At 41.0% G+C, this 24,974-nt stretch carries 17 protein-coding genes and 1 riboswitch; of the genes, 5 read left to right on the top strand and 12 right to left on the bottom strand.

Annotated features, from left to right (window positions below):
- Positions 1-160: 160 nt before the first annotated feature.
- Entirely contained in the window at positions 161-877 is a 717-nt protein-coding gene (arcA, locus tag L2737_RS15090; RefSeq protein ID WP_102526580.1) for a two-component system response regulator ArcA, read from the bottom strand.
- 682 nt (positions 878-1,559) lie between these two features.
- Between arcA and L2737_RS15085 the strand changes: the two genes are divergently transcribed.
- The 3 genes from L2737_RS15085 to L2737_RS15075 all read left to right on the top strand — a co-directional run bounded on the left by L2737_RS15085 (position 1,560) and on the right by L2737_RS15075 (position 5,311).
- Entirely contained in the window at positions 1,560-1,994 is a 435-nt protein-coding gene (locus L2737_RS15085) for a DUF3293 domain-containing protein (RefSeq protein ID WP_248956251.1), read from the top strand.
- Positions 1,995-2,482: 488 nt separating this feature from the next.
- Positions 2,483-2,659, top strand: a riboswitch (Lysine riboswitch).
- Positions 2,660-2,800: 141 nt separating this feature from the next.
- Entirely contained in the window at positions 2,801-4,150 is a 1,350-nt protein-coding gene (gene lysC / locus L2737_RS15080; RefSeq protein ID WP_248956250.1) for a lysine-sensitive aspartokinase 3, read from the top strand.
- 21 nt (positions 4,151-4,171) lie between these two features.
- The gene (locus tag L2737_RS15075; RefSeq protein WP_248956249.1) at positions 4,172-5,311 is read left to right on the top strand and encodes a succinylglutamate desuccinylase/aspartoacylase family protein; all 1,140 of its coding nucleotides are present in this window, start codon (positions 4,172-4,174) and stop codon (positions 5,309-5,311) included.
- Positions 5,312-5,576: 265 nt separating this feature from the next.
- Here L2737_RS15075 and L2737_RS15070 read toward each other — a convergent pair whose 3' ends face one another.
- The 11 genes from L2737_RS15070 to L2737_RS15020 form a co-directional block, all read right to left on the bottom strand.
- Positions 5,577-6,707: a site-2 protease family protein gene (locus tag L2737_RS15070; protein WP_229368519.1), complete on the bottom strand. Its 1,131-nt coding sequence runs from the start codon at positions 6,705-6,707 to the stop codon at positions 5,577-5,579.
- A 125-nt stretch (positions 6,708-6,832) separates the two neighbouring features.
- On the bottom strand, positions 6,833-7,213 hold the full coding sequence (locus tag L2737_RS15065) for a DUF4144 family protein (RefSeq protein ID WP_157936186.1): 381 nt from the start codon (positions 7,211-7,213) through the stop codon (positions 6,833-6,835).
- A 20-nt stretch (positions 7,214-7,233) separates the two neighbouring features.
- Positions 7,234-8,901 carry a flagellar assembly protein A gene (locus tag L2737_RS15060; protein ID WP_248956248.1) on the bottom strand — a complete coding sequence of 556 codons (1,668 nt, stop codon included), beginning with the start codon at positions 8,899-8,901 and terminating at the stop codon, positions 7,234-7,236.
- Between the two features lie 176 nt (positions 8,902-9,077).
- Positions 9,078-10,112 (bottom strand): methyltransferase, encoded by a 1,035-nt coding sequence (locus L2737_RS15055; RefSeq protein WP_248956247.1) that lies wholly within the window; start codon positions 10,110-10,112, stop codon positions 9,078-9,080.
- 232 nt (positions 10,113-10,344) lie between these two features.
- Positions 10,345-11,835 carry an alkaline phosphatase gene (locus tag L2737_RS15050; RefSeq protein WP_248956246.1) on the bottom strand — a complete coding sequence of 497 codons (1,491 nt, stop codon included), beginning with the start codon at positions 11,833-11,835 and terminating at the stop codon, positions 10,345-10,347.
- A gap of 77 nt (positions 11,836-11,912) precedes the next feature.
- Positions 11,913-12,866 (bottom strand): glutathione synthase, encoded by a 954-nt coding sequence (gshB, locus tag L2737_RS15045; protein ID WP_248956245.1) that lies wholly within the window; start codon positions 12,864-12,866, stop codon positions 11,913-11,915.
- Between the two features lie 37 nt (positions 12,867-12,903).
- Positions 12,904-13,638: a 16S rRNA (uracil(1498)-N(3))-methyltransferase gene (gene rsmE, locus L2737_RS15040; RefSeq protein ID WP_229368525.1), complete on the bottom strand. Its 735-nt coding sequence runs from the start codon at positions 13,636-13,638 to the stop codon at positions 12,904-12,906.
- A gap of 9 nt (positions 13,639-13,647) precedes the next feature.
- Complete coding sequence (locus L2737_RS15035; RefSeq protein WP_241906347.1) at positions 13,648-14,358, bottom strand: endonuclease; 711 nt, start codon at positions 14,356-14,358, stop codon at positions 13,648-13,650.
- 167 nt (positions 14,359-14,525) lie between these two features.
- A complete protein-coding gene (locus L2737_RS15030) occupies positions 14,526-15,110 on the bottom strand; it encodes a SprT family zinc-dependent metalloprotease (protein WP_102526569.1) in 585 nt (194 codons plus the stop codon).
- Positions 15,111-15,273: 163 nt separating this feature from the next.
- On the bottom strand, positions 15,274-16,440 hold the full coding sequence (locus tag L2737_RS15025; protein WP_248956244.1) for a pyroglutamyl-peptidase I family protein: 1,167 nt from the start codon (positions 16,438-16,440) through the stop codon (positions 15,274-15,276).
- A 58-nt stretch (positions 16,441-16,498) separates the two neighbouring features.
- Positions 16,499-17,410 (bottom strand): LysR family transcriptional regulator, encoded by a 912-nt coding sequence (locus tag L2737_RS15020; RefSeq protein WP_102526567.1) that lies wholly within the window; start codon positions 17,408-17,410, stop codon positions 16,499-16,501.
- Positions 17,411-17,534: 124 nt separating this feature from the next.
- On the opposite strand from L2737_RS15020, the gene L2737_RS15015 reads away from it, so the two are divergent.
- Both L2737_RS15015 and fusA read left to right on the top strand, forming a co-directional pair.
- Positions 17,535-22,091: an ATP-binding protein gene (locus L2737_RS15015; protein WP_102526566.1), complete on the top strand. Its 4,557-nt coding sequence runs from the start codon at positions 17,535-17,537 to the stop codon at positions 22,089-22,091.
- Between the two features lie 453 nt (positions 22,092-22,544).
- Positions 22,545-24,629, top strand: coding sequence for an elongation factor G (gene fusA / locus L2737_RS15010; protein WP_248956243.1), 2,085 nt, complete (start codon positions 22,545-22,547; stop codon positions 24,627-24,629).
- Positions 24,630-24,974: the final 345 nt, after the last annotated feature.

Below are 24,974 nucleotides of genomic sequence, written 5' to 3'. Positions count from 1 at the left end.
ATAACGTCTCGGTATTTAAAGCGTAGCTTACCCCTTCGTTTCGAGATTGAGCTTTAGTCAAAGAATATTCGTAATATAGTTTGTCCGTTAAGCTGAATTACAGCCAATAAAAAAGCCAAGTCATCGACTTGGCTTTTTTTATTTCCGCTATAAGCGAAAATTAATCTTCTAAGTTACCGCAAAAACGATAGCCTTCACCGTGGATAGTCGCGATGATTTCTGGCGTATCAGGTAAGCTTTCGAAATGCTTACGGATGCGACGAATGGTTACGTCAACAGTACGGTCATGTGGCTTAAGCTCACGGCCAGTCATCTTCATTAACAAGTCAGCACGAGTTAAGATTTTGCCTGGGTTTTCTACAAAGTGAAGCATCGCGCGGAATTCACTGCGTGGAAGCTTATAAGATTCACCTTGTGGGCTTACTAAAGAACGGCTGTTGATTTCTAAGCTCCAACCATTGAAGCGGTAGAATTCTACAGAACCTTTTTCTTCGATTTCTGCACCAGCACTATTAACGCGAGTTAATAAGTTGCGAGCACGGATAGTTAATTCACGTGGGTTGAATGGCTTAGTGATGTAGTCATCAGCGCCAATTTCAAGACCAAGAATTTTGTCAACTTCGTTGTCACGACCAGTTAAGAAGATAAGGCCGATATTGTTAATTTCACGAAGCTCACGAGCTAACAATAAACCGTTTTTACCAGGAAGATTGATATCCATAACAACAAGATTAATCTTATTATCCTGCATGGCTTTATGCATTTCTGCGCCATCGTTTGCTTCAGTTACTACATACCCTTCTGCTTCAAAAATACTACGCAGTGTATTACGGGTTACAGCTTCATCTTCAACAATAAGAATGTGTGGGTTTTGCATGTTATTTACCTAAATTAAAAACAATTGATTCTAGTCATGTTGCACTAGGGCGTTGGCGTGTTTATTAATGAAACGCCGATAATTTATAAATTTCACGATAGGTGTTTATCTATGTCTGCCCTGAACAAAACACGCTTCATGACTAGCTACATTATATACACTCAGCTTAATACATTATTAAAAGAGACATACGTGACATAAATGTGATCATAAAAAATCCATATTCTCATTGTATGCTGAGTCTTAACTCACTCACAATCAGTCTAAAGATCTATTAAAACAATGATTCGTTACACTATGAGATTAAATTGCTCATAAAAGTTCCTTGGCAATTTAATAATGTTCTATATTTAATGTTATCTAAAAATGTAGAACAAAATGCTCAAGCTTGATTATTTAATGGTGAAAAAATGTACCGATAAATGTAACAGCTTGTGCCACAACTTATAGTTATGTAGCAAAATCTAGCTAGTGGTGATTATTGTACTCGTTTTAGGCATTTGTTAACAAATGAAATGTTAACAAATTTACGCATTAGAATTGTTACAAAATTGAATTTTTTAATAAGCCTTTGATTTTGCTGTTTAATTTAATTATTATTCTTGTGACTTGCATCACATGGACTATGAGCGTGAATAAGGGTTTGCTACACTTAACTGGGATTAACAGAGAATATTAGATAATGGATAATTTAATTGATAGCCTTTGGCACAAGTATCAAGGAACACAATTTTTACTCACGCAGCGCTTATCTAATGATATTCCTTTCGCCATTGTCACCGCACATAATCCTCTTGGTAGTGTGCTCGCTCCTTGCCAAAATCGGTTATTAGACCGTCGTTTACAGCGAAAAATTGAACAATATAACAGTCCATATCGTTCACTTATTGGCGCAGCTCCTGATTTATCGCATATGGAAAAAAGCTGGGCAGTCTTTATTGATAAACAGCAAGCGTTAGAATTAGGGCGAGAGTTCAAACAACATGCGATTTATTATGTGAACCAAGGTTTATTGTCTTTAGTGGCTTGCGGAGATGCGCCAGATGATGAAGTGATGATTGGCGACTTTACAACACGTACCCAGCTAGTGAATGAACTACCAGATTTGCACGAATAAATTTTAGGTATTGTTGTTAATGAAGTATTGTTGATTAAGGTGAGATCTCTGCTCAGAAGCCGTTAATGGTATCTTTATGTAGGTTTTATTCTAGCAAGAGCAGATTAAGGTTGAATAACAGCTTCATTCTGAAGGCGGATTGTAGAGCTAACTATTTATCACTTACTGACGGTTCACAATTGCATTGAAAATACGTATTCATTGGCGAGGTATATAAACCCTTTTAAGACATCATTGAGCAGTAATCGCTATTTTTGTTATTGCAGATGTATAATATTTGCTTCAACTATCCATTAGATTGTTTTTTGTATTCTTCTTTGTTGCTGTAATTTAAGTATTTATCTTATCAATTCCTTCAAAAAAGCTCTCCTGTTTGATTAAGCATTTAAATGTCGTATTTTCAGTATTCTGTTATTTAGTAACTTTATTACAAGTCTGAATTGACTTAGATGGTCATTTATTGGTATTTTTCACTTTCTTCCATTGGGAGAAACAGAAGAGGAGCGTTAGCTAGGTAGTGAGTCTGAGGAAAACCTATTCCGATGATGACTTATGAGGGAGATTAGCGCCGAGATATTCGAAGTGATTGGTTTAACTTCATATCGGTCGATTAGGCTGAATCCTAACGATTGTCACCTATTAATTGGTGGAGAGCTTCTGGTGAAAAGATTGCTGTTTCCCTTCTCTAAGGGTGCGTTATCACTGCACCAGGCTCTTCGAACGAAGTAAGTTCGGAGCGTAATCATGTTTTTAAATCTTATTGTTCAATCTGTAAATGCTAGTCAGCCTATTGCTGAGGTGTTGTCATGAGTTTAGTTGTTGCTAAATTTGGAGGCACATCGGTTGCCGATTTTTCTGCAATGAATCGCTGTGCAGATATCATTCTTGCTAATTCTAATACTCGTGTTGTTGTCGTGAGTGCCTCAAGTGGCGTGACTAATTTACTGGTTGAGTTGACTCAAGCCAACGTAAATGACCAACGCCGTATGGCTTTGTTGACTCAAATTGCCCAAGTTCAATATGACATTGTTGATAAGCTAGAGCGCCCACAAGATGTGGCGGCAACAATTGATAAGCTACTCAGTAGAATGTCAGTACTTAGTGATGAGTTAGTGCTAGATAGAAGCAAAGCCATTATTGATGAGTTACTCTCAATGGGTGAGCAATGTTCTTCATTGTTATTTTCAGCAGTTATTCGCCAAAAAGGCACGCCTTCGAGTGCATTTGATGTAAGACAAGTACTGAGAACCGATAGTCACTTTGGCCGTGCAGAGCCGCAGATAGAGAGTATTGCTTCTTTAGCCGCTGAACATTTAGCGCCGCTTTTAAATGAACAGGTCATTGTAACTCAAGGGTTTATTGGTGCAGACAGTGAAGGGCGCACGACAACATTAGGCCGTGGTGGCAGTGATTATTCAGCAGCTTTATTGGCTGAAGCGCTTAAAGCTGATGCGGTAGAGATTTGGACTGATGTTGCTGGTATTTATACTACTGACCCTCGTTTGGCCCCTAATGCTAGACCGATCCCTGAAATCAGCTTTAATGAAGCCGCTGAAATGGCGACTTTTGGCGCCAAAGTATTGCATCCTGCGACTATTCTTCCTGCTGTTCGTCAAAAAATTCAAGTCTTTGTAGGTTCAAGTAAAGCACCTGAGCAGGGCGGAACCTGGATCCGTCATCAAGTTGAAGAGGTCCCTGTTTTTCGCGCCGTTGCTTTAAGACGTGATCAAACATTACTAAATTTACATAGCTTACAAATGCTACATGCTCAGGGCTTTTTAGCGGAAACCTTCGCAACGCTTGCTAAGCATAAAATCTCTGTTGATTTAATTACCACATCAGAAGTTAATGTCTCGCTGACACTGGATAAAACCGGTTCAGATTCAAGCGGTCAAGGCTTATTAAGTGAGTCGTTATTGCAAGAGTTATCACAGCATTGCCGAGTTAGAGTAGAAGATAATCTCGCTTTAGTCGCGATTATTGGTAATAAAATCGCTTCAACAGCTGGCATATGTAGTCGTGTATTCTCAGTACTAGAAAACCATAATGTTCGTATGATCTGTCAAGGCGCGAGCCCACACAACTTATGTGTGTTAGTGGCTGAATCAGAAGCGGCAGATGTAGTAAATTCATTGCATCAAAATCTATTTGAATAAGTAATGCCAATAAGGTTAAAAATGACAGCATCAACCGGTACTTCTAAAGCACTGACTTCGCAAGTTGAGTTGGGAGAATTGGCCACTGGTCAAGCGCTTACAGCGCCTTTGTTTAGTTTTAAAGGAAGCGATAGTGCTGCTCCTTCTGTGTACATTCAAGCAAATGTTCATGGTGCAGAAGTACAAGGTAATGCGGTTATTTATCAGCTAATGACCTTGCTAGAATCATACACTATTTTAGGTGATATTCGCTGTCTTCCACTTGCTAACCCACTAGGTATTAACCAAAAAAGTGGTGAGTTTACCCTGGGGCGGTTTGACCCGATCACTGGGGTCAATTGGAATCGTGAATATTATGAACATGCTGATATTATTAGTAATATTCCTCAATGGTGTGAACTAAACCAAGGATTATCAGATGCTGAGTTAGTTGCGGCTTTTCGTGAATTATTAACTCGTAGCTGTCAGCAACGTATCGCCAATAGTTGGGGCATAAGTACAGGACACCGCCTTGCTGTTACCTTGCAATCAATGGCCCACGACGCTGATATTGTATTAGATTTACATACTGGTCCGAAATCAGCCAAACATTTATATTGTCCTGAATATGATGTTGAAGCCGCAGGATTCTTCTCTATTCCCTTTTCATTGATAATTCCAAATGGATTTGGCGGTGCAATGGATGAAGCCGCTTTTTACCCATGGTGGCAGCTTCAACAATATTGCGCCACGCAACAACGTCAATTTGATGTACCGGTTGCGGCATTTACCTTAGAACTGGCTAGCCAAGAGCGCATTGATATGGCCGACGCTAAAGAAGATGCGCTAGGAATTTTGGCTTATTTGAGTCACCGAGGTGTGATTGAAGAGAAAGTGCTACCAGCTGAGATGCCGCGGTGGGGCTGTTATTTGAAAGACTATAAAAAGTTTCATGCGCCAAAAGCGGGATTAGTAGAATATTGTGCAGAAGTGGGCAAGCCGTTGGCAGCAGGTGAGCCGTTAGTTACCCTATTGCGACTTGATCAATATGGATCAGAACAAGCGTTAACGTCAGTGAGTTTACCTTGTGATTGCGTGCCTGTTTTGCACTTTGCTTCGGCATCAGTGCATCAAGGTACAGAGCTGTATAAAGTGATGACGAATGTGTTTGAGATTAAATGATGTATGATTTTTCCTGAGCTTATAGCTTATAGCTTATAGCTTATAGCTTAGAACTTAGAACTTAGAGCTTAGAGCTTAGAGCTTAGAGCTTAGAGCTTAGAGCTTAGAGCTTAGAGCTTAGAGCTTAGAGCTTAGAGCTTAGAGCTCAGGGCTTAGAACTTAGGACTAGTACTAGAACCTAGCTATCATTTGGGACACTCAATACCAATATAAACTGCGTAAGGTAAGTGGGTTAAACTTTCGAAATAACCCACTTTAATTCTTGTTAACTCTTCAATATTTCAAGTGGCATAGCCAGCATGTCGTCACCAGAGCCTGCAAAGTACCAGATAATTCCAATCAAAATACCCACAGTTAAAAAATACCAAATCGTAGAAAATATCTGGCCGTATCTATCTAACGGTAATAAGTGACTTTGATGGCGGGTTTTCCATTCAAACACAATTTCTAGGCTACCGATTAATAACAAGAAACCAAGTAATGCTAAACCTAAACTGTAACTGATGAACACACCGATTGCTGCGCCAGCCATACAGGCGATAAGCCCGACCATGCTGTTCATCGAAAAGGTAATGCTTTTTAAAATATGACCGCCATCTAAAGGTAAAATTGGTAGTAAATTAAACAGGTTTAGTAAGGCGTTAAAACTAGCGAGGCCAGCGAAGAATATATTGCCAGTGACCCAGTAAGCTATCATGCAACCTATCGACATTATTAAGCCAAATGTGGGCCCCATGATAGATATCACTACATTTTGCCAACGGGTATTAATGCGCTCGTCACTGACCGCTAAACCACCCATGAATGGGATGAGATAGATGCCTTTAGTCTTCATGCCAAAGTGTTTCATTGCCTTGATATGACCGTACTCATGGATAACCAAACAAGCGATTAATGCCAAGGCAAACTCGATTGAAAAAAGCCACGAATAGGCAGCAACACTCGCAGCTGCCAGCATCGCTTTAACCACTTTGGCACTTTTAAGTAATTTAAATCCTAAAGATGCCAATCCCACCATACTGAATTGTTGTTTTTTTACTGGGGCAACTTCAGGAACTTGTTGTTCAATATCCTTGGTATTACGTTGTCCTTCAGCAATGGTGTCTTTATCGACGAGCACTACATAGTTTATGAGAAACGGCTGCCATTGCACATCGGCTTCGAGACGGACTTTTATGATGTTTCTACTGGCTTCTGTAATTACATCATCAGTGCTCGATGTTTGCATGGAAGCGGGCCGTGATAACTCAAACTCATGTATGTTAAAAGCCTGATTATCTACAGATGCTGACTTTTGCGAGACTAATTGATTGTCCCAATATAGTTGTTGCCAGCCCGCCATGGAGCCTTCTAATCGTAGGCGTTTACCAAGGCATTCTATATTCAGCAGTTCCATAAATTTAGCTGTTCCATTGTTATGATGAGAAGTTGATGATTGGTGGTGTGATTTAATTGATACATTGTTCGATGCAATTATTAAAACCGCTAGGCATTCTGCCTGATAGGCAAGGGTGACTCAAGCTAAATAGATTCAAGATAAGCGACAGCTTCAATCCCTTGCTTTACATCACTAAAAACAATTTTAGCGCTACAGCAATGACCGTTTAATACTGCGTGTTGTCGAACCAAATGGATAAAACTGACAATATCGATAGGGTGTTGGCTTATTTCAAGTTGAGGTAATTCCGCTGTGGGTTGTGGTACCTGCATCAAGCTTGAGTCTATTGTCGGTTCGATAACAATATCAAAGGTTAGCCCTGCAGTGTCTAATAGCTGATCTTGGTGATCATAGATGTGTGGTTGCAAGCAACAAAACTCTAGCCAATCTCTCTCACTGGCTAGATAAATCAGCTCTTCACTTTCTTGTTGCTTGATAATTGCAGGCCAACAAATGTTATCCATAGCATTTATCACCATCAGTTTTAATGGCTACCGTAATCAAAACTGATTTCATTATGAAGGTTTTTAATCTGACAAGGTCCATGCTCTCTTTGGGTTCGATTTTGAGCAGGGCCAATATGGATTTCGACATTGGAGAAAATATGCTGTTCAGCTTGAATAAAGTGCTTGCTGTAATAACCTCCGACCTCTTGTTGTAACTGTTTACACTCAGACTCTGCTTTAGCACGGTTATTAGCGACTTCTTTCTTTTCATCGAGCATCATTTTCACTTGCTCTATCATGCCAGCGTCAGTTTGCCATTCTGATTTAGGCGGAAGTTTTCTGAGTCGAGCTTCGATTTCAAGCCCCATTACAACTAATTTTTTCGCTTTAGCATCGCACTCTTTAACTTCTGCTCTAAGCTCAGTTTGGTGCATAGCGCAATAAAGTTCTGTTTTTGTGCCTGCGGTTGCACCAAAGGCGACAGCTTTAATGCCATTCTTAGCTGTTGCTCTACCGCCAACTAAATCACCGCGCTTTGCGCTAGGATCGCTGACAGTAATAAAGCTATCCGATTGCGAATGACTATGCAGAAGTTGCTTAGTCACTAAAATATCACTGTGGGCAGTTAAATTTGAATATTGTACGAACTGAGCACAAATTTGCCCTTGAGCTGTGATGTTATTACTGAGTTCATGTTCTTTAATCTGCCTGCCAATAATGCCTTTGCTGACAATAACATCACCATTGGCTTCTAAGGTGGCTGATTCAACAAAGCCCATGACCGTAATGTCACCACTGCTTTTTACTTTCATACCTTCATGAACGTCACCTGTGATTAAAATACTGCCTTCAAAATCAACATGACCATACTTTACGTCGACATCTTTAATTTGCAGCATGTCATCGACTTGCATACCTTTTTTGTTTTCAACAGGCTGACCTGCCACCGTAGCGATCAGTTTATATGGATCTTCAGGGTCGATTTCTGTGCCGCTACCAGGCTGCATCGACAGATCTTTTCCTTCAACCTGTAATATGGCTTCACCATGGATGTTATATCCAGCAGTGCCAGAAGTTGCAGGCGTTTTAACCATTAATACATCACCAGGTTTAACCATTATCATGGCGCCTAGGTTACGCATATCTACCGAGCCGTCTTCACGCTCTTGTGGTTGCAGTAATCGCTCACGAGCAAGCGGAACTTTTCTACTCAAGTTAGCATTAATACCGTTGGCGGGTAATTTACCGACGGCGATAACACTGTCACAAGACTCTCCAGGGGGAAGAATGGCTAATTGCTTAATAAGAGATAGAATTTTCGGCTTACTTAAGCCCATTTTTACTTTGTAAGATTTAAGTCCGTTGAGGATTATTGGCAGTGATGGATCTTTGCCACCCCAAGCTGCTTCTAACGTCATCGAGGCAGACATTTTATCTTCGTTTATATCTATGATTACTTTGCCATCAGCACGCTCAGCAATAACAAAAAATAACTCATGTTGACCGTTATCTTGACCACATAGCGCATTGATTTCGGCAACAGCATTATGAATGTTGTGCTGCATGGGGCGCAGCATGGCAAACTCAGGTTGAGTTAGCAGTTTACTGACATCGTCTTCAGACACTGGCCCATGAGTGTTGGGGATAACACGAAACTCAACTTGAGTTTGGTTTTCATTAAAAACCGCTAAGCTCCAATCCAACATAAAATACCTTTTATTCATAGCCTGAGAAGGTTATCAGGTCAATACGCCTTAGTGACGTTCTTGTTATTAACTAACAAAATGTAGCGGTTTTTTATGATAAAAACTAGTCAGAATGCAGTTGTTTTTTCACTAAATGATATATTTTTCTTAGAAACCTAATAGCTGTTAAAACTTTGTTACTTATGAAAAAAATATAGTTTGTACTTATTGTTTTCAGCTGGCACGTTCACTTGTCCGAATTCTTCAGCAATTGTGTCTGCATAGGGGAGGTTTCTGTTAGCAACGATTTGCCAAACCCCTTTATTTGACAGGCTGTTAGCGCTTGATTTTACGAAGTCTTTAGCAATTTGTGTGGTTGCCGCTAAACCGTCATGGAAGGGCGGGTTTGAGATGATGCCATCAAATTTACCAGATATTTGTTTAAACCCATCTGAAGCATATACATTGGCTTTCATGTCATTTGCCTCAAGTGTCAGCTCGCAAGCTTTTAATGCCATGGCATTAATATCGATACAATCAATATTAAGACTAGGGTTAGCCTTTAGCATCGCCGCACTAATAACGCCAGCGCCACAACCAAAGTCGAGTACTCTGCCTGTGAGCTCGGGTAGGTGTGATAACAATAGCTCTGTGCCTTGATCAAGTTTCTTTTCGCTAAACACGCCCACTAAATTGCAGATTGTGATATTACCTTGAGGTGTGGCCAACTGATATTGACTCACCCAGTCATTAATATTCAGCTTAGGTGCTGCTTGTATAAGTTCAGCGACAAACAATAAACAATGACGAGCATTATCACGTTTTAACGCGGTTGAATAATAGTTTGGTAGTAATTTAGCCAGAGACTTTACGCCGCCTTTGTTTTCCCCAATGACAATGAGTGTACCGCCAACATCAAGGTGCTTGGCAGCCAACTGGAAAAGATATGGCGCGAGAGCTTTTGCTTTTGGGAAGTAAATCACCACAGTATCAAAAGTTTGTAACTGAGCATCTACAGGGACGTCATGGCCAAAATAACAGTGTAGATTTGCTTTTGTCTGTTTTGCTATTGTTTGATGATGATTAAAATCTAAGGCTAATGCAGTCACTGAGCTAGCAGTATCCAGCAATTCAACAGCTAAGGCATCTGCTTCATGATTTAGAATCAGTACATTCTGGTTTTCGACAAATTGAATGTTTCGTAGCAGAACTTGAGAAGTGTTGGTGAGCACAGAATCGACCTTAATAAATTAACCCAATAGTTATTGGCGGATTATAGCAAATAAGTCGTGCAGTGTTTATCTCTAAACTCACTGAAAATGAGCAACGTCAGTACAACTCAATAGTGTGCTTCTTGATGCAAAACTTGTAAATGGTGAGCAAATAAAAAGAGCAACTCATCGATTTAATGGGTTGCTCTTAATATCTGTACTAATTTGATTAAAAATCTAATGACGTGCTTGTCTAGTTTGAGATTTGCGGTAATAAACTCATCATTTTAGTTGCGATTTCAGTGTTATCTTGATGACCACTGAATAAACGCGAACCAGGTCCTGCAGCAAATACTTGTACATCTGATGCAGTATGTCCCACTGAAGTCCAGCCAGTGTTAGTATGTAAATCAATAATGGTCATGATTGACTTAGTCAGCTGCTTTTGACCTTGCATTCTCGCTGTATCTAAAGTGCTAAGTTCTTGCTCAGAAGCTTCGAAGCCGACAAATTTATTAAAACTGGCTTGCCAATCATCAGTGCCGATAAGCTGCTCTGCAATCTTGTTTGGTGAAGCGTTAATGTTATGCAGTATCTCTGGTTTCCAAGCATATTCACCATTAGCACCAATCGATAAACCACCGGTATTATGATCGGCTGTAACGACCATTAGGGTATCTTGGCTTTCACGTACAAATTGCTCTACCACTTCAATTGCGTTAGCAAACTCGTCCATCTCGCCCATTGCTGTCGCAATGTCATTGGAGTGTCCTGCCCAATCAATCAGGCTGCCTTCAACAATTAACACAAAGCCTTGTTCATTTTGAGATAATAACTGCAAAGACTTTTTGGTTAATGTACTGAGTTTGTAGCCTTGCTTATCGTCAATGACCCAAGGCAATTGCACTTCAGCAAATAGACCAAGGACTTTAGGTTGAGAAATGTTTTCAAGCTCTGAAAATTCAGTAATGTGTTGGTAGCCTTTGTTAGTAAATTGCTTGAGTAAGCTATCAGAGAAATATTTTTGCCCGCCGCCCAATATGACATCTGCATCTGAATCTAAATAAGCTTCAGCTATTTCAACATAGTTTCTGCGGTGCTCGTTATGTGCGAAAAATGCCGCAGGCGTGGCGTGGTTCACTTGGCTAGTGACGGCAAGGCCGGTTGATAAACCGCGCTCTTTTGCCATCTCCATTATCGATTTGAGAGGACGCTTCTCTACATCAACAGAAATCGCGCCATTATAGGTTTTAAAACCAGTGGCAAGTGCTGTGGCCGAAGCCGCTGAGTCGGTGACATAACCACTTACAGAAGCTGGATAGGTACTTGCCATACCAACCAACAAACGGTCGAAGACTGTTTGTTCTATTTCTTCTGTTTCAGGGTTATCTTTGAAATAACGATAGGCCGTTGTATAAGCGGGTCCCATACCATCACCAATCATAATAACCATGTTTTTAGGTTTAGATGGTGCTGTTGATACTCTTACTTGTTTGCTGGCGATATTGGTAATAGGCGCCACGATATCAGCAGGTAATGTGCTTGGATCTACTTTTTTCGCCGCATTGTCAGATGCTTTGATAATTGAAGTGTCCGATACACTAGAGACGTGCACTTGGATCTGTGATGCAGTTTGTTCAGCTTTAGTATCAGCTTTTGCTAGTAATTGTTCGTTAGCAAATGTGCTATTAGAAAAGCACAGGGTTATCCCGAGTATTAAGCTCAGTGTTGTTCTTATTAACATGGTAAATCCTGAAAAACTATCGTGTTCAAAACTTAAAGCACCAGCCTATCACGCAATGTTAATAGGCTGGATACAGATTAAGCTTGTTTATTAACTCGTACTTCAATGGCATCCATCAACATGCCAGTAATGTCCACATCAAATGCGGCTTCAATTTCTTTAATACAAGTGGGGCTAGTGACGTTAATTTCGGTGAGTTTGTCGCCAATCACGTCTAAACCGACAAAAATAAGCCCACGTTTTTTGAGCTCAGGACCTAATGTACGAGCGATATGGAAATCACTTTCTGATAAAGGTTGTGGTACACCGCTTCCGCCAGCTGCTAAGTTTCCGCGAGTTTCGCCTTTCATTGGAATACGCGCTAATGAATAAGGCACGGGTTCACCATCAACCACTAAAATGCGTTTATCACCTTGTTTAATTTCAGGGATAAAGCCTTGCGCCATCGCATAGCGTGTGCCGTGTTCGGTTAAGGTTTCTAAAATCACCCCAATATTCGGATCATCCTGTTTGACGCGAAAAATTGAAGCGCCGCCCATTCCATCAAGTGGCTTAAGAATGATATCGCCTTGTTCAGCTAAGAAATCACGGATACGTTTAGCATCGCGCGTGACAACGGCTTCTGGGGTAAATTCTGGGAACCAAGCAGTAAATAGCTTTTCATTAGCATCGCGAAGGCTTTGCGGCTTATTGACGATCAAAACGCCTTCTTCTTCAGCGCGTTCAAGCATATAAGTGGCATAGATAAATTCAGTATCAAAAGGCGGATCTTTACGCATTAAAATGACGTCTAAATCAGCAAGTGGTGTGTCGATGCTTTCACCTAATTCAAACCACTTGTCGGCGTTATCTTCAACTGTTAACGAACGCATATTGGCCATTGCCTTACCATTTACCATGGCAAGATCTTGCATTTCCATATAATACAGTTGGTAACCGCGTGACTGAGCAGCCATTAACATGGCAAAGCTAGAGTCTTTTTTAATGTTAATGTCGCTGATTGGATCCATTACTATGCCGAGCTTGATCATACTTTTATCCTTATTTTCTCAATGCTTATATCATTGATTAACCGATATCACCGAATCTTAGTTGCAAAGCGGTAATCGCAGTTAGTGAAGCTGTTTCTGTTCGTAACACTCGTGGGCCAAGTAATACGTCTGTAAAGAGGTGCGTTTCTGTCATGGCGATCTCTTCTTCTGATAGACCGCCTTCTGGGCCAATTAATAACCGCACTTTGTTATTTTTTAATGATAAACCATTAATACCATGTGCTGCCCGAGGATGCAGGTTCAACTTTACTGCATCTGTTTGCTCTGCGCACCATTGGCTTAAAGTCATTGCAGGTCTGACTGTAGGCACAAAACTGCGCCCTGATTGTTCGCAGGCACTGATGACAATTTTTTGCCACTGATTGATTTTCTTTTCTAGGCGCTCGCCACTGAGTTTGACGCCGCATCGATCAGAAAACAGCGGTGTAATCGTGGTAACACCTAATTCAACTGATTTTTGAATGGTGAAGTCCATTCTGTCACCTCGAGAAATTACCTGACCTAAATGCAAATTCAGAGGTGATTCAGATTCGTTAGCTGTTTGTTCGATAATCTCAACGGTGACGTTTTTCTTATTCGCGCTGACAATGGTTGCAAGATAATCATAGCCATCACCACAGAACAGGCTAATGTTGTCACCTTCATTCATGCGTAACACTCGGCCGATATGTGCAGCACCATCTTCGTCTAGTTTTACTTGCTGATTAACAGTAAGTTCATTGATAGGTTGATAAATTCTTGGGACGCGCATAGTAGATCCTTAATCAATGAGGCCGAGATTCTGACATTGTTTTAAGACAAAACTATTATGATTGCCTTGGTTTTTTGCAATAAGTTGATCCCGTAGACATTCTACTTGATCAACTGGATAAGTTTTATTCCATGCTTCAAATAAGCGTTTTTGGCTGGAAGAAATAGATAATCCATAGTCTTGTTGCATATAAAAATATGTTCGAGCAATGGCGCCGCGACTTTGCTTTGGCGGCTGAGCCTTACGACCTTTAAAGTCGACTACCATAGCACACTGGCCGTATTGAGTGGCTTGTCCATTCCATTCGCTAAATCGGTAGTTACTTCTATCGCCGTTCACTTCACCGACAGCAGGGGTTAGGTTGTGCAAGTCAGATTCCATTTTTTTAAATTGGCTACTGGTTCTGCCACAATTCTTACGCCCACCATCTTGCCAACATTGCAGCTGATGACCAAACTCCCACGCCGAGACCACATGTTCCCATTCAATTCTATTGGCTCTTGGGATTTGCTTACGGACTTGATAACCGCAACTGTCTAAATCTGGTTTCCATTGTTTACCAACGACATTGATATCACAACCACAATAGAAGCTCGTCATAGGCAAAGAAGTACTATAAATTTTTTGAGCGACTTTTTTAGCACTTCTAAAACTAGTGGGGTGCTTTGCTGCTTGCGCGCTATAACTTGTGATAATGACAGCAAGAAAGATAAACAGCAGTGTTGGCAGTTGATATATTTTGTTTGTTTTATGGTACGACACAATAAACCCTAACTTCATTAATACGGCACAATTGATACGGGTTGGTATCAGTTGATATTTGCGAAGGATGGTAAGGGATTGGTACCTGTGATGCAATCAGATTAACTAATCAAATAAGCTATTTATTATGCTTTTGCTGCCAGCACTTGCGAGCAGTTTTTACAGCGATACTGGGTTTGATTGCGCAATACTTTATTGTGGCGTCTAATTGATAACTGCACTGGGCCACATGCACAATAATACTCGAACTGTTTACCTGCTACAGACTGGGTATTAAGTTGATGAGTGGTGTGTGCTGGGACGTTATAAACTTGGTGCATGATGCGCTGCCATTCAACGCCATGGGGCTTTACTCGCCCAAATAATTGATAACTTAACAGATGGCTAATTTCATGTGGCACGACTTGTTCAATAAATTCCGTACTGTTTTCTTCAAGTAACACAGGATTAAAGCGTAATTTATTCAGCTGTAAATGTGCTGTACCTGCACTTTTTCCTCTTAAGGTAAATTGAACAATGGGTCTTGGGAATTGACGCCCGAGAATTGCCTCTGCCTGTTGGTAATCAGCTTCAATCTTTTTAAGTACAGTTTGTTGAACTTCAGTTTTAGGTAGGCAGCTTTTAGCTATAGAGCGGGTATGGGATGAACCCACACTGCTTGCTTTGGTAGAAGAGAGCTTTGTTGGGCGACTAAACAAGGTTTTGAACATAGAAGCTGGCTTGTACCTGACTCAAATAATCGTGGTTCATGAATGTATAATCACAATACATTGTTATGGAGAGTTGGTACCCAACAATGGTGATATCAGTGAGTATATCTTGTGGAGCTGGATTGCTGCAATCCGGTTGCAGCAAATCCATTTATAGCATTGATTATTCAGCTGCCAGTTTTACCATTTCAACGATTTGCTCAACGATAGCCCATTCAGTATCTGCATCATAGCCGCTGACTCTCGGGGTATGAATGTGACCTACTGGAATATCACGGTTAAATTGTTGTTTGAGTAAGATACTGCGGTATGAAATCTCATTTGATAAATAACCACCACCTGAACCTTCTACCGAGGTTTCATTTGCCAATTCATAAATTGATTTCGCATCAAACTGTCCACGGCTGATAGTAGTGACTTGATGATTATCATTCACCTGCCATTGGCCTTCTGCTTTTTGCATGGCGCTTACAGGTAAGGAAAACTCAACAAACTCTGGACCATTTAATGTGCCACCATTAAAAAACGGCGCTTTAGGTGCTGCTTTGTTCGCGCCAGTATAAACATTTAAGTTATCTGGGGCTGCTGCACTTCTGCCGCGAGCCGGAAAGCGTTCAATATCAAAGTCATCGCGTCCCATACTCACAGTGAAAATCATATCGATGCTGTTATCGCGATACATTGGTGTGAGTAATGATTCGATAATGCCGTTATCAAAGTCGGCAAATCTGACTGGGATCATCACGGTTTCAATTTGTGCTTGCTGTCCATTAACATCAAACGTCATGCCGTCGAGTGCTAATGCTGTTAAGCCTGATGGATTGCTTTGGGTGATGTCTTTATCTAAAAAGAAAGGATCAAAACCTGTCAGTAAAATTTTGATGCGAGTTTCTGGTTTAAAGTGAATATCGCTTAAACCACGAGAAGACTTTTCAAATGCCTTAACAAGAATGTCTCGTTGCCAAGGGACGATGTTATAGCCTGCATCAGCGGTTTTTAAGGTTTGGCGCATTGCCAATCGGCTCCAGTAAAGCGCGCGGTCATCGTAGTTGCCCGCTTTTACATCTGCGACAGCTTGTTGCCATAATTTTGTACCTTGCGAGGCAACCATTTGGGTAATGGCTAACTCATCTGTTGAGGCACTAAGCTGGCTATCTAATTGACTATTTAAATTATCAAAACGGTTCGCCACATCCGCCATAACATCCATCACTTTAGGTAAACGTAATTCTTCAACGTCTAGGTTTGCAGCATCATTTCTGGCATAACTGGCTGCTGATGTTAACAGTGCTGCAGCAACTAAGGTGCTGATGATTAAGGGCTTGAACATGACTATTCCTTTAGGATGTTTTTTCGTTGTTATGGTTTAATTTACCACGGCTCTGGTACTAATTCATTATTGATTGCAGAGACTCTTGGCTACTATATCGTTTGGCAAAAAAGTCTAGAAAGGCACTAATATTATTGGCTAATTGCTTACGGCTTGAATAGACGCCATAAACTTTAAATGATTCCATTGGCCATTCTTGTAATATCGGCACTAGGCTGCCTGCAGCAAGCTCTTGCTTACAACTGTTATTTGATAACATCGCAATGCCAAAGTCATCTTGTGCTAAGCGTTTGACCATACTGGCACTGTTCACTCTCACTTTACGTTGAAAGCTTGCCATGGTCTTGCGACTACCTTTACCCACAGGCCAAATTGGCGCGGATAAACTGGTGCCTAATAATATGCCGCTGTGTTGTGCCAACTCTTGTGGGGTAGCAGGTGTGCCTGATTTTTTGAGATATCCGGGACTTGCGACTAAAATAGGTTGACGTTCAAATAGCAGTTTAGCCACTAAGTCAGAAGATTCTAGTGGACCATATTTAATGGCGATGTCGTATCCTTCACCGACTAACCCAACGTTACTGTCGGTAAATTGAACGTCCAGTTCGATATTAGGATAAAGGCGCATAAAGCTACTGCATAAGTTAGCGATCACTTCTTGGGAGAATGAGACTGGTATGGCCACTCGTAGTGAACCTGAAATATCACTATGGGTATTTTCAATAATGGCTTTGGCTGCATCGATTTCTTGACTGATAGAATCACAGTGTTGAAAGAATAACGAACCGACTTGAGTGAGACTTAAATTACGGGTGTCACGTTGCAGTAACCGCACGCCTAGCTGCTCTTCTAGCTGAGCAACCTTGCGACTAATGGTTGATTTTGGTTGTCCGATGTCTCGGGCTGCTTGGGAAAAACCTTTTGCTCTAACTACTGCTGCAAACAGCATCATACCGTTTAAATCAGGCACCTTAGCCTCACTGTCTCAAAAATGGAACAAAGCGTCTCCGATAGTTTAATGGTAATTTGACAGGGAACAAAGTTATATTTACCGTCTAAAAATTTTAGAGGCTATATAAGCAGAGGATCTTTTGATGACTAGCAAAAAGCAGCCCGTAAACAAGACAACAGCTCAAGCGGCTGATCCGCTATTTTTACAAGCGGAACATTTAGCTAAAGATTTTTCATTATTTCCTGCTCATAGCAAGCAATCTTTGGCCGAAGAAATTAAAGGATTGTTATCTGAAGATGCAATTCAATCAAACTTAAAAGAGTTAGCGACATTAGATGTCGATACCTACGTGACGAAAGTCATTCAGCCAACTCAAGATAAGAATCGCCCAAGTGCAAAGCGTGTTATTGCTGATCTTAAAGGTAAGATGATTAGCGAAACTCACCTTGGTGCATTCTACAGTGCGGAAATCGAATTAAACTTTGGTTCTCGTACTCGTCGTGTTGGTTTTATTGCCCAAGAAAGAACCACGGGTAATGGCGCTTGGATGCCAGAACATCACTTAGCTGCATGTAAAGCTATTCGTCACTTCTCTGAACTATCAATGCCAATCGTTTATTTAATTGATACTCCAGGCGCCGATGCGGGTGAAGTCGCTAACAGCCAAAACCAAGCTCACACAATTTCTAAAGCGATTGCTGAAAGTGCTAACGTTGATGTGCCTACCGTCGGTATTGTTATCGGCGCAGGTTACTCAGGAGGCGCAATTCCATTAGCTGCAGCGAACATCTTACTTTCACTGCGTGATGGTATTTTCAATACTATTCAGCCTCAAGGTTTGCAATCAATTGCACGTAAGTACAACTTATCTTGGCAAGAATGTGCTAAATCAGTGGGTGTTTCGCCTGAAGAGTTACTTACTGCTGGTTGTATTGATGGCATCGTAGATTTCTCTCCTTACGATAAAGATGAGCGTCAGCATAATCTTCGCCGCGCTATTATCAGTAGTATTGAAGCTGTTGAGACTGCTGCAATTAATTTCGTACGTGAATCAGCCGATTTACGTGAACATTACGACCGTAGTTTGTCGCGTTACTTAGACCCATCTAAGAATCTTGTAGCGCTTGAAAACAACCAAGGTTTAGCTGTCGCTAGTAGCCCTACAATGCACCACAATCTATTTGGTAGTGCATACCGTTATTTACGTTACCTGACACTGCGTAGCCGTATTCACTCAATTTCTGTTGAACAGTACGGTCGCTTGTCTAAAGTGAGTGTGCCAGAAGGGGACTTACTTGAACGTATCCAGCAAGAGCAAGACAGTGTCTTCCAAGCTTGGTTATCAACACCTGATAAGCTGGTTTACGATGAAGAACTGAATAAGCTTTGGGGCACGTTCGACAGTAAGCGTAATGAAATCTCTACTGAGCGTAACGTGATTACACGTTTCATTTTAGGTGAACCAAAAGAGAACTATAAAAAAGCCCGTAAGGCATTATTGTTCAACATTGGTTGGTCTTTATACCATCGCTGGAAGAGCAACGCAGCCAACAACTTTAAGGGGTTAATTAAACACCTTGAGTCATTACCTGCATCTAAAACGCAAGCACCTTGGCCAGAATTAAACCAGTTAACAGTACTGGATATTGTGGTTAACGATGAGCTGCGTGAAGATTTCATTTGGCAATGTCATAACGTACTTATCTTTAATGCGTTATACGACAATGTGGTTCAGAACTTAGCGTCGATTTCGAAAGAAGCGATGATGTCTAAGAGTCTTTCTCGTGAGTCAGTTGATAAGCTATTACACACTTCTATCGATATTGCACTTTCAAAAAATGATGACGCAAACGATAAAGCTAAGTTCTATAAATGGCTTAAATTCTTCATGGACCAATCTAACCGTGCAGAATTACTGACACGTGTAGAGCAATGGAAGAGTGTTGGTAACCCACAATTAAACGACAGCTTATTCGTTATCTTGACGTATTTCTTTGAGCGTTTATTACCAGAATACTTTGACAGTGAAGAAGACCAAAGCAAATACACAGGTGCAATTAACCCAGTGCGTATTGGTCGTCGTAAAGATTTCTGGAACCGCCTCACCATGGGCTACCAAGATCTATTAATCCAAAAAGTACTTCGCGACGAAAAGCGCCAAGGAAAAATGGGTTGGGAGAATGTTATAGGTAAGTTCTTCACTGAATTTGAAGAGTTAAATGGCGACAAAATGTCGGCTAACTTACTTAACTTCCCAGGTTTCCGTTTATCAATTGAAGATGCATTAGACAAAGGCATTCGCCCATGTGGTTTGATTACCGGTGTCGCTGACTTTGAGCATGGTGATAACAAACATCGCGTTGGTGTTGCTGTATCAAATATTGCTTTCCAAGCGGGTGCATTCGATATGGCCAGTGCTGAAAAATTCAGTGCGCTATTGATTGAATGTGCTAAACGTAAATTGCCAGTGGTGTGTTTCATCAGTTCTGGTGGTATGCAAACCAAAGAAGGTGCAGCTGCACTATTCTCAATGGCTGTGGTTAATGACCGTATCACGCGTTTTGTTCGTGATAACGAATTACCAGTATTGATGTTTGGTTTTGGTGATTGTACCGGTGGCGCACAAGCAAGTTTTGTTACCCATCCATTAGTGCAAACTTATTACCTATCTGGCACCAACATGCCATTTGCTGGCCAAATGGTAGTACCTGCTTACTTACCGTCTACAGCAACGCTATCGAACTACTTGTCGAAAGTACCTGGTGCAATGACTGGTTTGGTTCACAATCCGTTCAGCGATACGTTAGATAGCCATTTATCAAGCATTGACCCATTAATGCCGCTACCTAATTTACATGCCAATGAAATCATTGCTAAAGCACTATCAAGCTTAGTGCCTGAAGTGAAAGCAATAGAAGAAAAAATTGTTCAAGACGATCCTCGTGAGCTGATGAAGCCAATCGATAAAGTCTTAGTACATGCTCGTGGCTGTACAGCGGTTAAATTGATCCGCAAGGCGCACGACAACAAGATTAATGTTGTGTTAGTGGCATCAGATCCTGATATGACTTCAGTGCCTGCTGACATGCTTAAAGTGAACGATAAGCTAGTCTGTATTGGTGGTAATACATCTGACGAAAGTTACTTGAATGCCTACTCTGTATTGAAAGTCGCTGACTACGAAAATGTTGACGCGCTTCACCCAGGTATTGGTTTCTTATCTGAAAGCCCTCAGTTTGCGGCTCTATGTGTTAACAATGGCGTTAACTTTGTTGGTCCAAGTGTGCATTCAATGACGACGATGGGTAACAAATCAAATGCGATTAAGACTTCACAGGACCAAAATGTACCGGTAGTACCTGGTTCACACGGTATTTTGACTAACGCTGAGCAAGCGGTGAACGTTGCACTTGAAATTGGTTACCCAGTGTTGCTTAAAGCGGTACAAGGTGGTGGCGGTAAAGGTATTCAGGTTGTCACTAAGCCTGAAGACATGATTGGTTTATTCCAAAAGACTTCTACAGAAGCCGCAGCAGCCTTTGGTAATGGCGATTTATACTTAGAGAAGTATGTAACGTCTCTGCGTCACATCGAAGTTCAGTTATTACGTGATAAATTTGGTAACACCAAAGTATTGGGTATTCGTGACTGTTCAGTGCAACGCAACAACCAGAAAGTGATTGAAGAGTCTGGTTCTACTATGTTGCCTGAAGAGCTGAAACAACGTGTACTTGAATATACTCGTGCTTTAGGTGATGCGACTGATTACATGGGCGCAGGTACGGTTGAATTCATTTACAACCTTGATGCTAACGAAGTGTATTTCATGGAAATGAATACCCGTCTTCAAGTAGAGCATCCAGTAACGGAAGCGACATCAGGAATCGATATTGTAAGTGCACAGTTTGATATTGCTGCGGGCCGTTCAATTGAAGATCTACAACCTGTTGATCAAGGTTACGCCATGGAAGTGCGCGTAACAGCTGAAAAAGCAGCACTTGATAGTGAAGGTGTACTGCAGTTATTACCTAACCCAGGAATGATCACTGAATGCGTTATGCCTGAACGTGATGACATTGAAATCATTTCTATTGCTGAGACTGGCAAAGAAGTATCGCCGTACTACGATAGCTTAATTGCACAAATCATTATTCGCGGCGAATCACGTGAAGATGTTGTCACTAAGATGTCTGAGTATCTTGATAATGTCGTGATTAAAGGTATCGCAACCAATATTCCATTATTGAAGTTGATTCTTAAAGATGCGACGTTCAATGAAGGTGTATACGATACTAACTACTTGCCGCGCTTAATGGCTGAGTTAGATGTGCCTGCACTAGTTGCAGAAATGGAAGCCGCTGCTGAAACAGTAGGTTTAGATACTGAATCACTGCGCGTTGCTGAAAGTAATGAGCTTAAAGTATTGGCACAAGGTGCGGGTATCTTCTATACCTCACCAGCACCAGGTGAGCCAGACTTTGTTAAAGAAGGTGACATTGTTACTGTGGATCAGAATTTAGCGCTTACAGAAGCGATGAAGATGTTCTCGCAAGTAACTCTAGCTGGATTTAACCGTCAAAACGCTGTGCTGTACCCTGAAAATCAGAAATACCGAATTGAGCGTATTCTGAATGGTAATGGCCAGCAGGTTTCTCAAGGCGATTTATTGTTTGTTATTTTACCTATTGATGGTGAGTAACAATCAATTAGCGTGATAGCAATGCTATTACGCTAACTAAATTGCTTAACTAAATCCTCAGTTGAAAAACTGGGGATTTTTTATCGCTATGCAAGATTGAACTCGACACAAATTAACGTAATTAAGATTGAATTAATTGATACAAATTCGCTTTTTTGTTGCCGATTGCAGAAAAAATGTCTTACTCAACCTATTCGTCATAAAAAATACACGATTTGGGTCTGAAAAACTAAGTTGTTTGAAAAATAAACAATAACTTTTATTTTATTGTTTTATTTAGGAATAATGAAATTAAAGGCAATTTTTTTTTGCAAAATGTGATAAATTTTGCAAGTCCTATTTGCGCATTTGAAGGTTCCCACTTACAATATGCGCCTAAAATAACCAGATGTGCGGTGTGTTAAGCTTTTTTCATACTCCGTGTACCTCTTAACTAATCATTAAAGTTGAATCATGACCGAATTATCCAAATACAGAAACATTGGTATCTTCGCTCACGTTGACGCGGGTAAAACCACGACCACCGAGCGTATCCTTAAGCTAACCGGTAAGATCCACAAGATCGGTGAAGTGCATGATGGTGAATCTACTACTGACTTCATGGAACAGGAAGCTGAGCGCGGTATTACCATTCAGTCAGCAGCAGTAAGCTGTTTCTGGAATGACCACCGTTTTAACGTTATCGACACTCCAGGCCACGTTGACTTCACTGTTGAAGTATATCGTTCGCTTAAAGTTCTTGATGGTGGTGTTGGTGTATTCTGTGGTTCTGGTGGTGTTGAGCCTCAGTCAGAAACTAACTGGCGCTATGCTAACGAATCAGAAGTAGCTCGTATCATCTTCGTAAACAAATTAGACCGTATGGGTGCTGATTTCTTACGCGTTGTTAAGCAAACTCAAGATGTTCTTGCAGCTAACCCATTAGTTATGGTTTTACCGATTGGTATCGAAGATGAGTTTACAGGTGTTGTTGACCTATTAACTCGTAAAGCTTGGATATGGGATGAAACTGGTGAAGCTGAAAACTACAAGATCGAAGACGTTCCAGCTGACATGGTTGACATGGTAGAAGAATACCGTGAAATGTTAATCGAAACTGCTGTTGAGCAAGACGACGATCTAATGGAAGCTTACATGGAAGGCGAAGAGCCTGCTATGGAAGACATCAAGCGTTGTATCCGTATGGGTACTCGTACAATGGCATTCTTCCCAACTTACTGTGGTTCTGCGTTCAAGAACAAAGGTATGCAGCTTCTTCTTGATGCTGTTGTTGATTACCTTCCTAACCCAGTTGAAGTTGATCCACAGCCACTTACTGATGAAGAAGGCGAACCTACGGGTGAAGTTGCTACAGTTTCTGTAGACGAGCCATTCAGAGCATTAGCATTCAAAATCATGGATGACCGTTTCGGTGCACTTACTTTCGTACGTATTTACTCAGGTAAAATCAAGAAAGGTGACACCATCCTTAACTCGTTTACAGGTAAAACTGAACGTGTTGGTCGTATGGTTGAGATGCAAGCTGATGAGCGTAACGAATTAGATTCAGCGCAAGCTGGTGACATTATCGCTATCGTTGGTATGAAGAATGTTCAAACTGGTCACACTTTATGTGATGTTAAACATCCTTGTACTCTTGAAGCAATGGTATTCCCAGAGCCAGTTATCTCTATCGCTGTAGCACCTAAAGATAAAGGTGGTTCAGAGAAAATGGGTATCGCTATCGGTAAAATGATTGCAGAAGATCCATCTTTCCGCGTAGAAACTGATGAAGATTCAGGCGAAACCATCCTTAAAGGTATGGGTGAGCTTCACTTAGACATTAAAGTAGACATCCTTAAGCGTACTTACGGTGTTGACTTAATCGTTGGTGAACCTCAAGTTGCTTACCGTGAAACTATTACTCGTGAAATCGAAGATAGCTACACGCATAAGAAACAGTCTGGTGGTTCTGGTCAGTTTGGTAAAATTGACTACATCATCCGTCCAGGTGAGCAAAACACTGGTTTCACTTTCAGCTCTAAAGTTGTTGGTGGTAACGTACCGAAAGAATTCTGGCCTGCAGTTGAGAAAGGTTTCGCATCATTGATGGGAACGGGTACTGTTGCTGGTTTCCCAGTATTAGATGTTGAATTAGAACTTTTAGATGGTGCTTTCCACGCAGTTGATTCGTCAGCTATCGCGTTCGAAATTGCTGCTAAAGGCGCATTCCGTCAGTCTATGCCTAAAGCCGGTGCACAACTTCTTGAGCCTATCATGAACGTTGATGTATTCAGCCCAGATGATAACGTCGGTGACGTTATTGGTGACCTTAACCGTCGCCGTGGTATGATCAAAGACCAAATGGCTGGTGTTACTGGTGTTCGTATTAAAGCTGACGTACCGTTATCAGAAATGTTCGGTTACATCGGTTCACTACGTACTATGACATCAGGTCGTGGCCAATTCTCTATGGAATTTGCTCACTACTCACCATGTCCAAACAGTGTTGCTGAAAAAGTGATTGCTGAAGTTAAAGAACGTGAAGCTAATAAGTAATTATTAACTAAACTCTTTAATTAAAAAACCGCTGCCTTTGCAGCGGTTTTTTTATGGGTCATTTTCAAACTTAGGTTCAAATAAGTACTTAACTTTGTATTAAATAAGAAGGTGAGAGAATAAATTAACTTCATTTATATATTGTTTAGAATCATGCCTTTCGACAAAAGTCATTAATAGACAATGTCAGCATTTAGTAGAAAACTGCGGTTGCTAACTTGAATCGTCTATTCTGAAATCAGTTGTTGCAAGCTGTAGTTTAAGAGCATTGAGATAGGGCTTTAAACACTGGTTGACTGTGTTGACTGTGTTGACTGTGTTGACTGTGTTGACTGCGGGCAGGTG

Source organism: Shewanella electrodiphila (assembly GCF_023283985.1).
GTDB classification, from domain to species: Bacteria; Pseudomonadota; Gammaproteobacteria; order Enterobacterales; family Shewanellaceae; genus Shewanella; species Shewanella electrodiphila.
The sequence above is the reverse complement of the archived record's forward strand: the minus strand, read 5'-3'. Positions and strand labels throughout refer to the sequence as shown.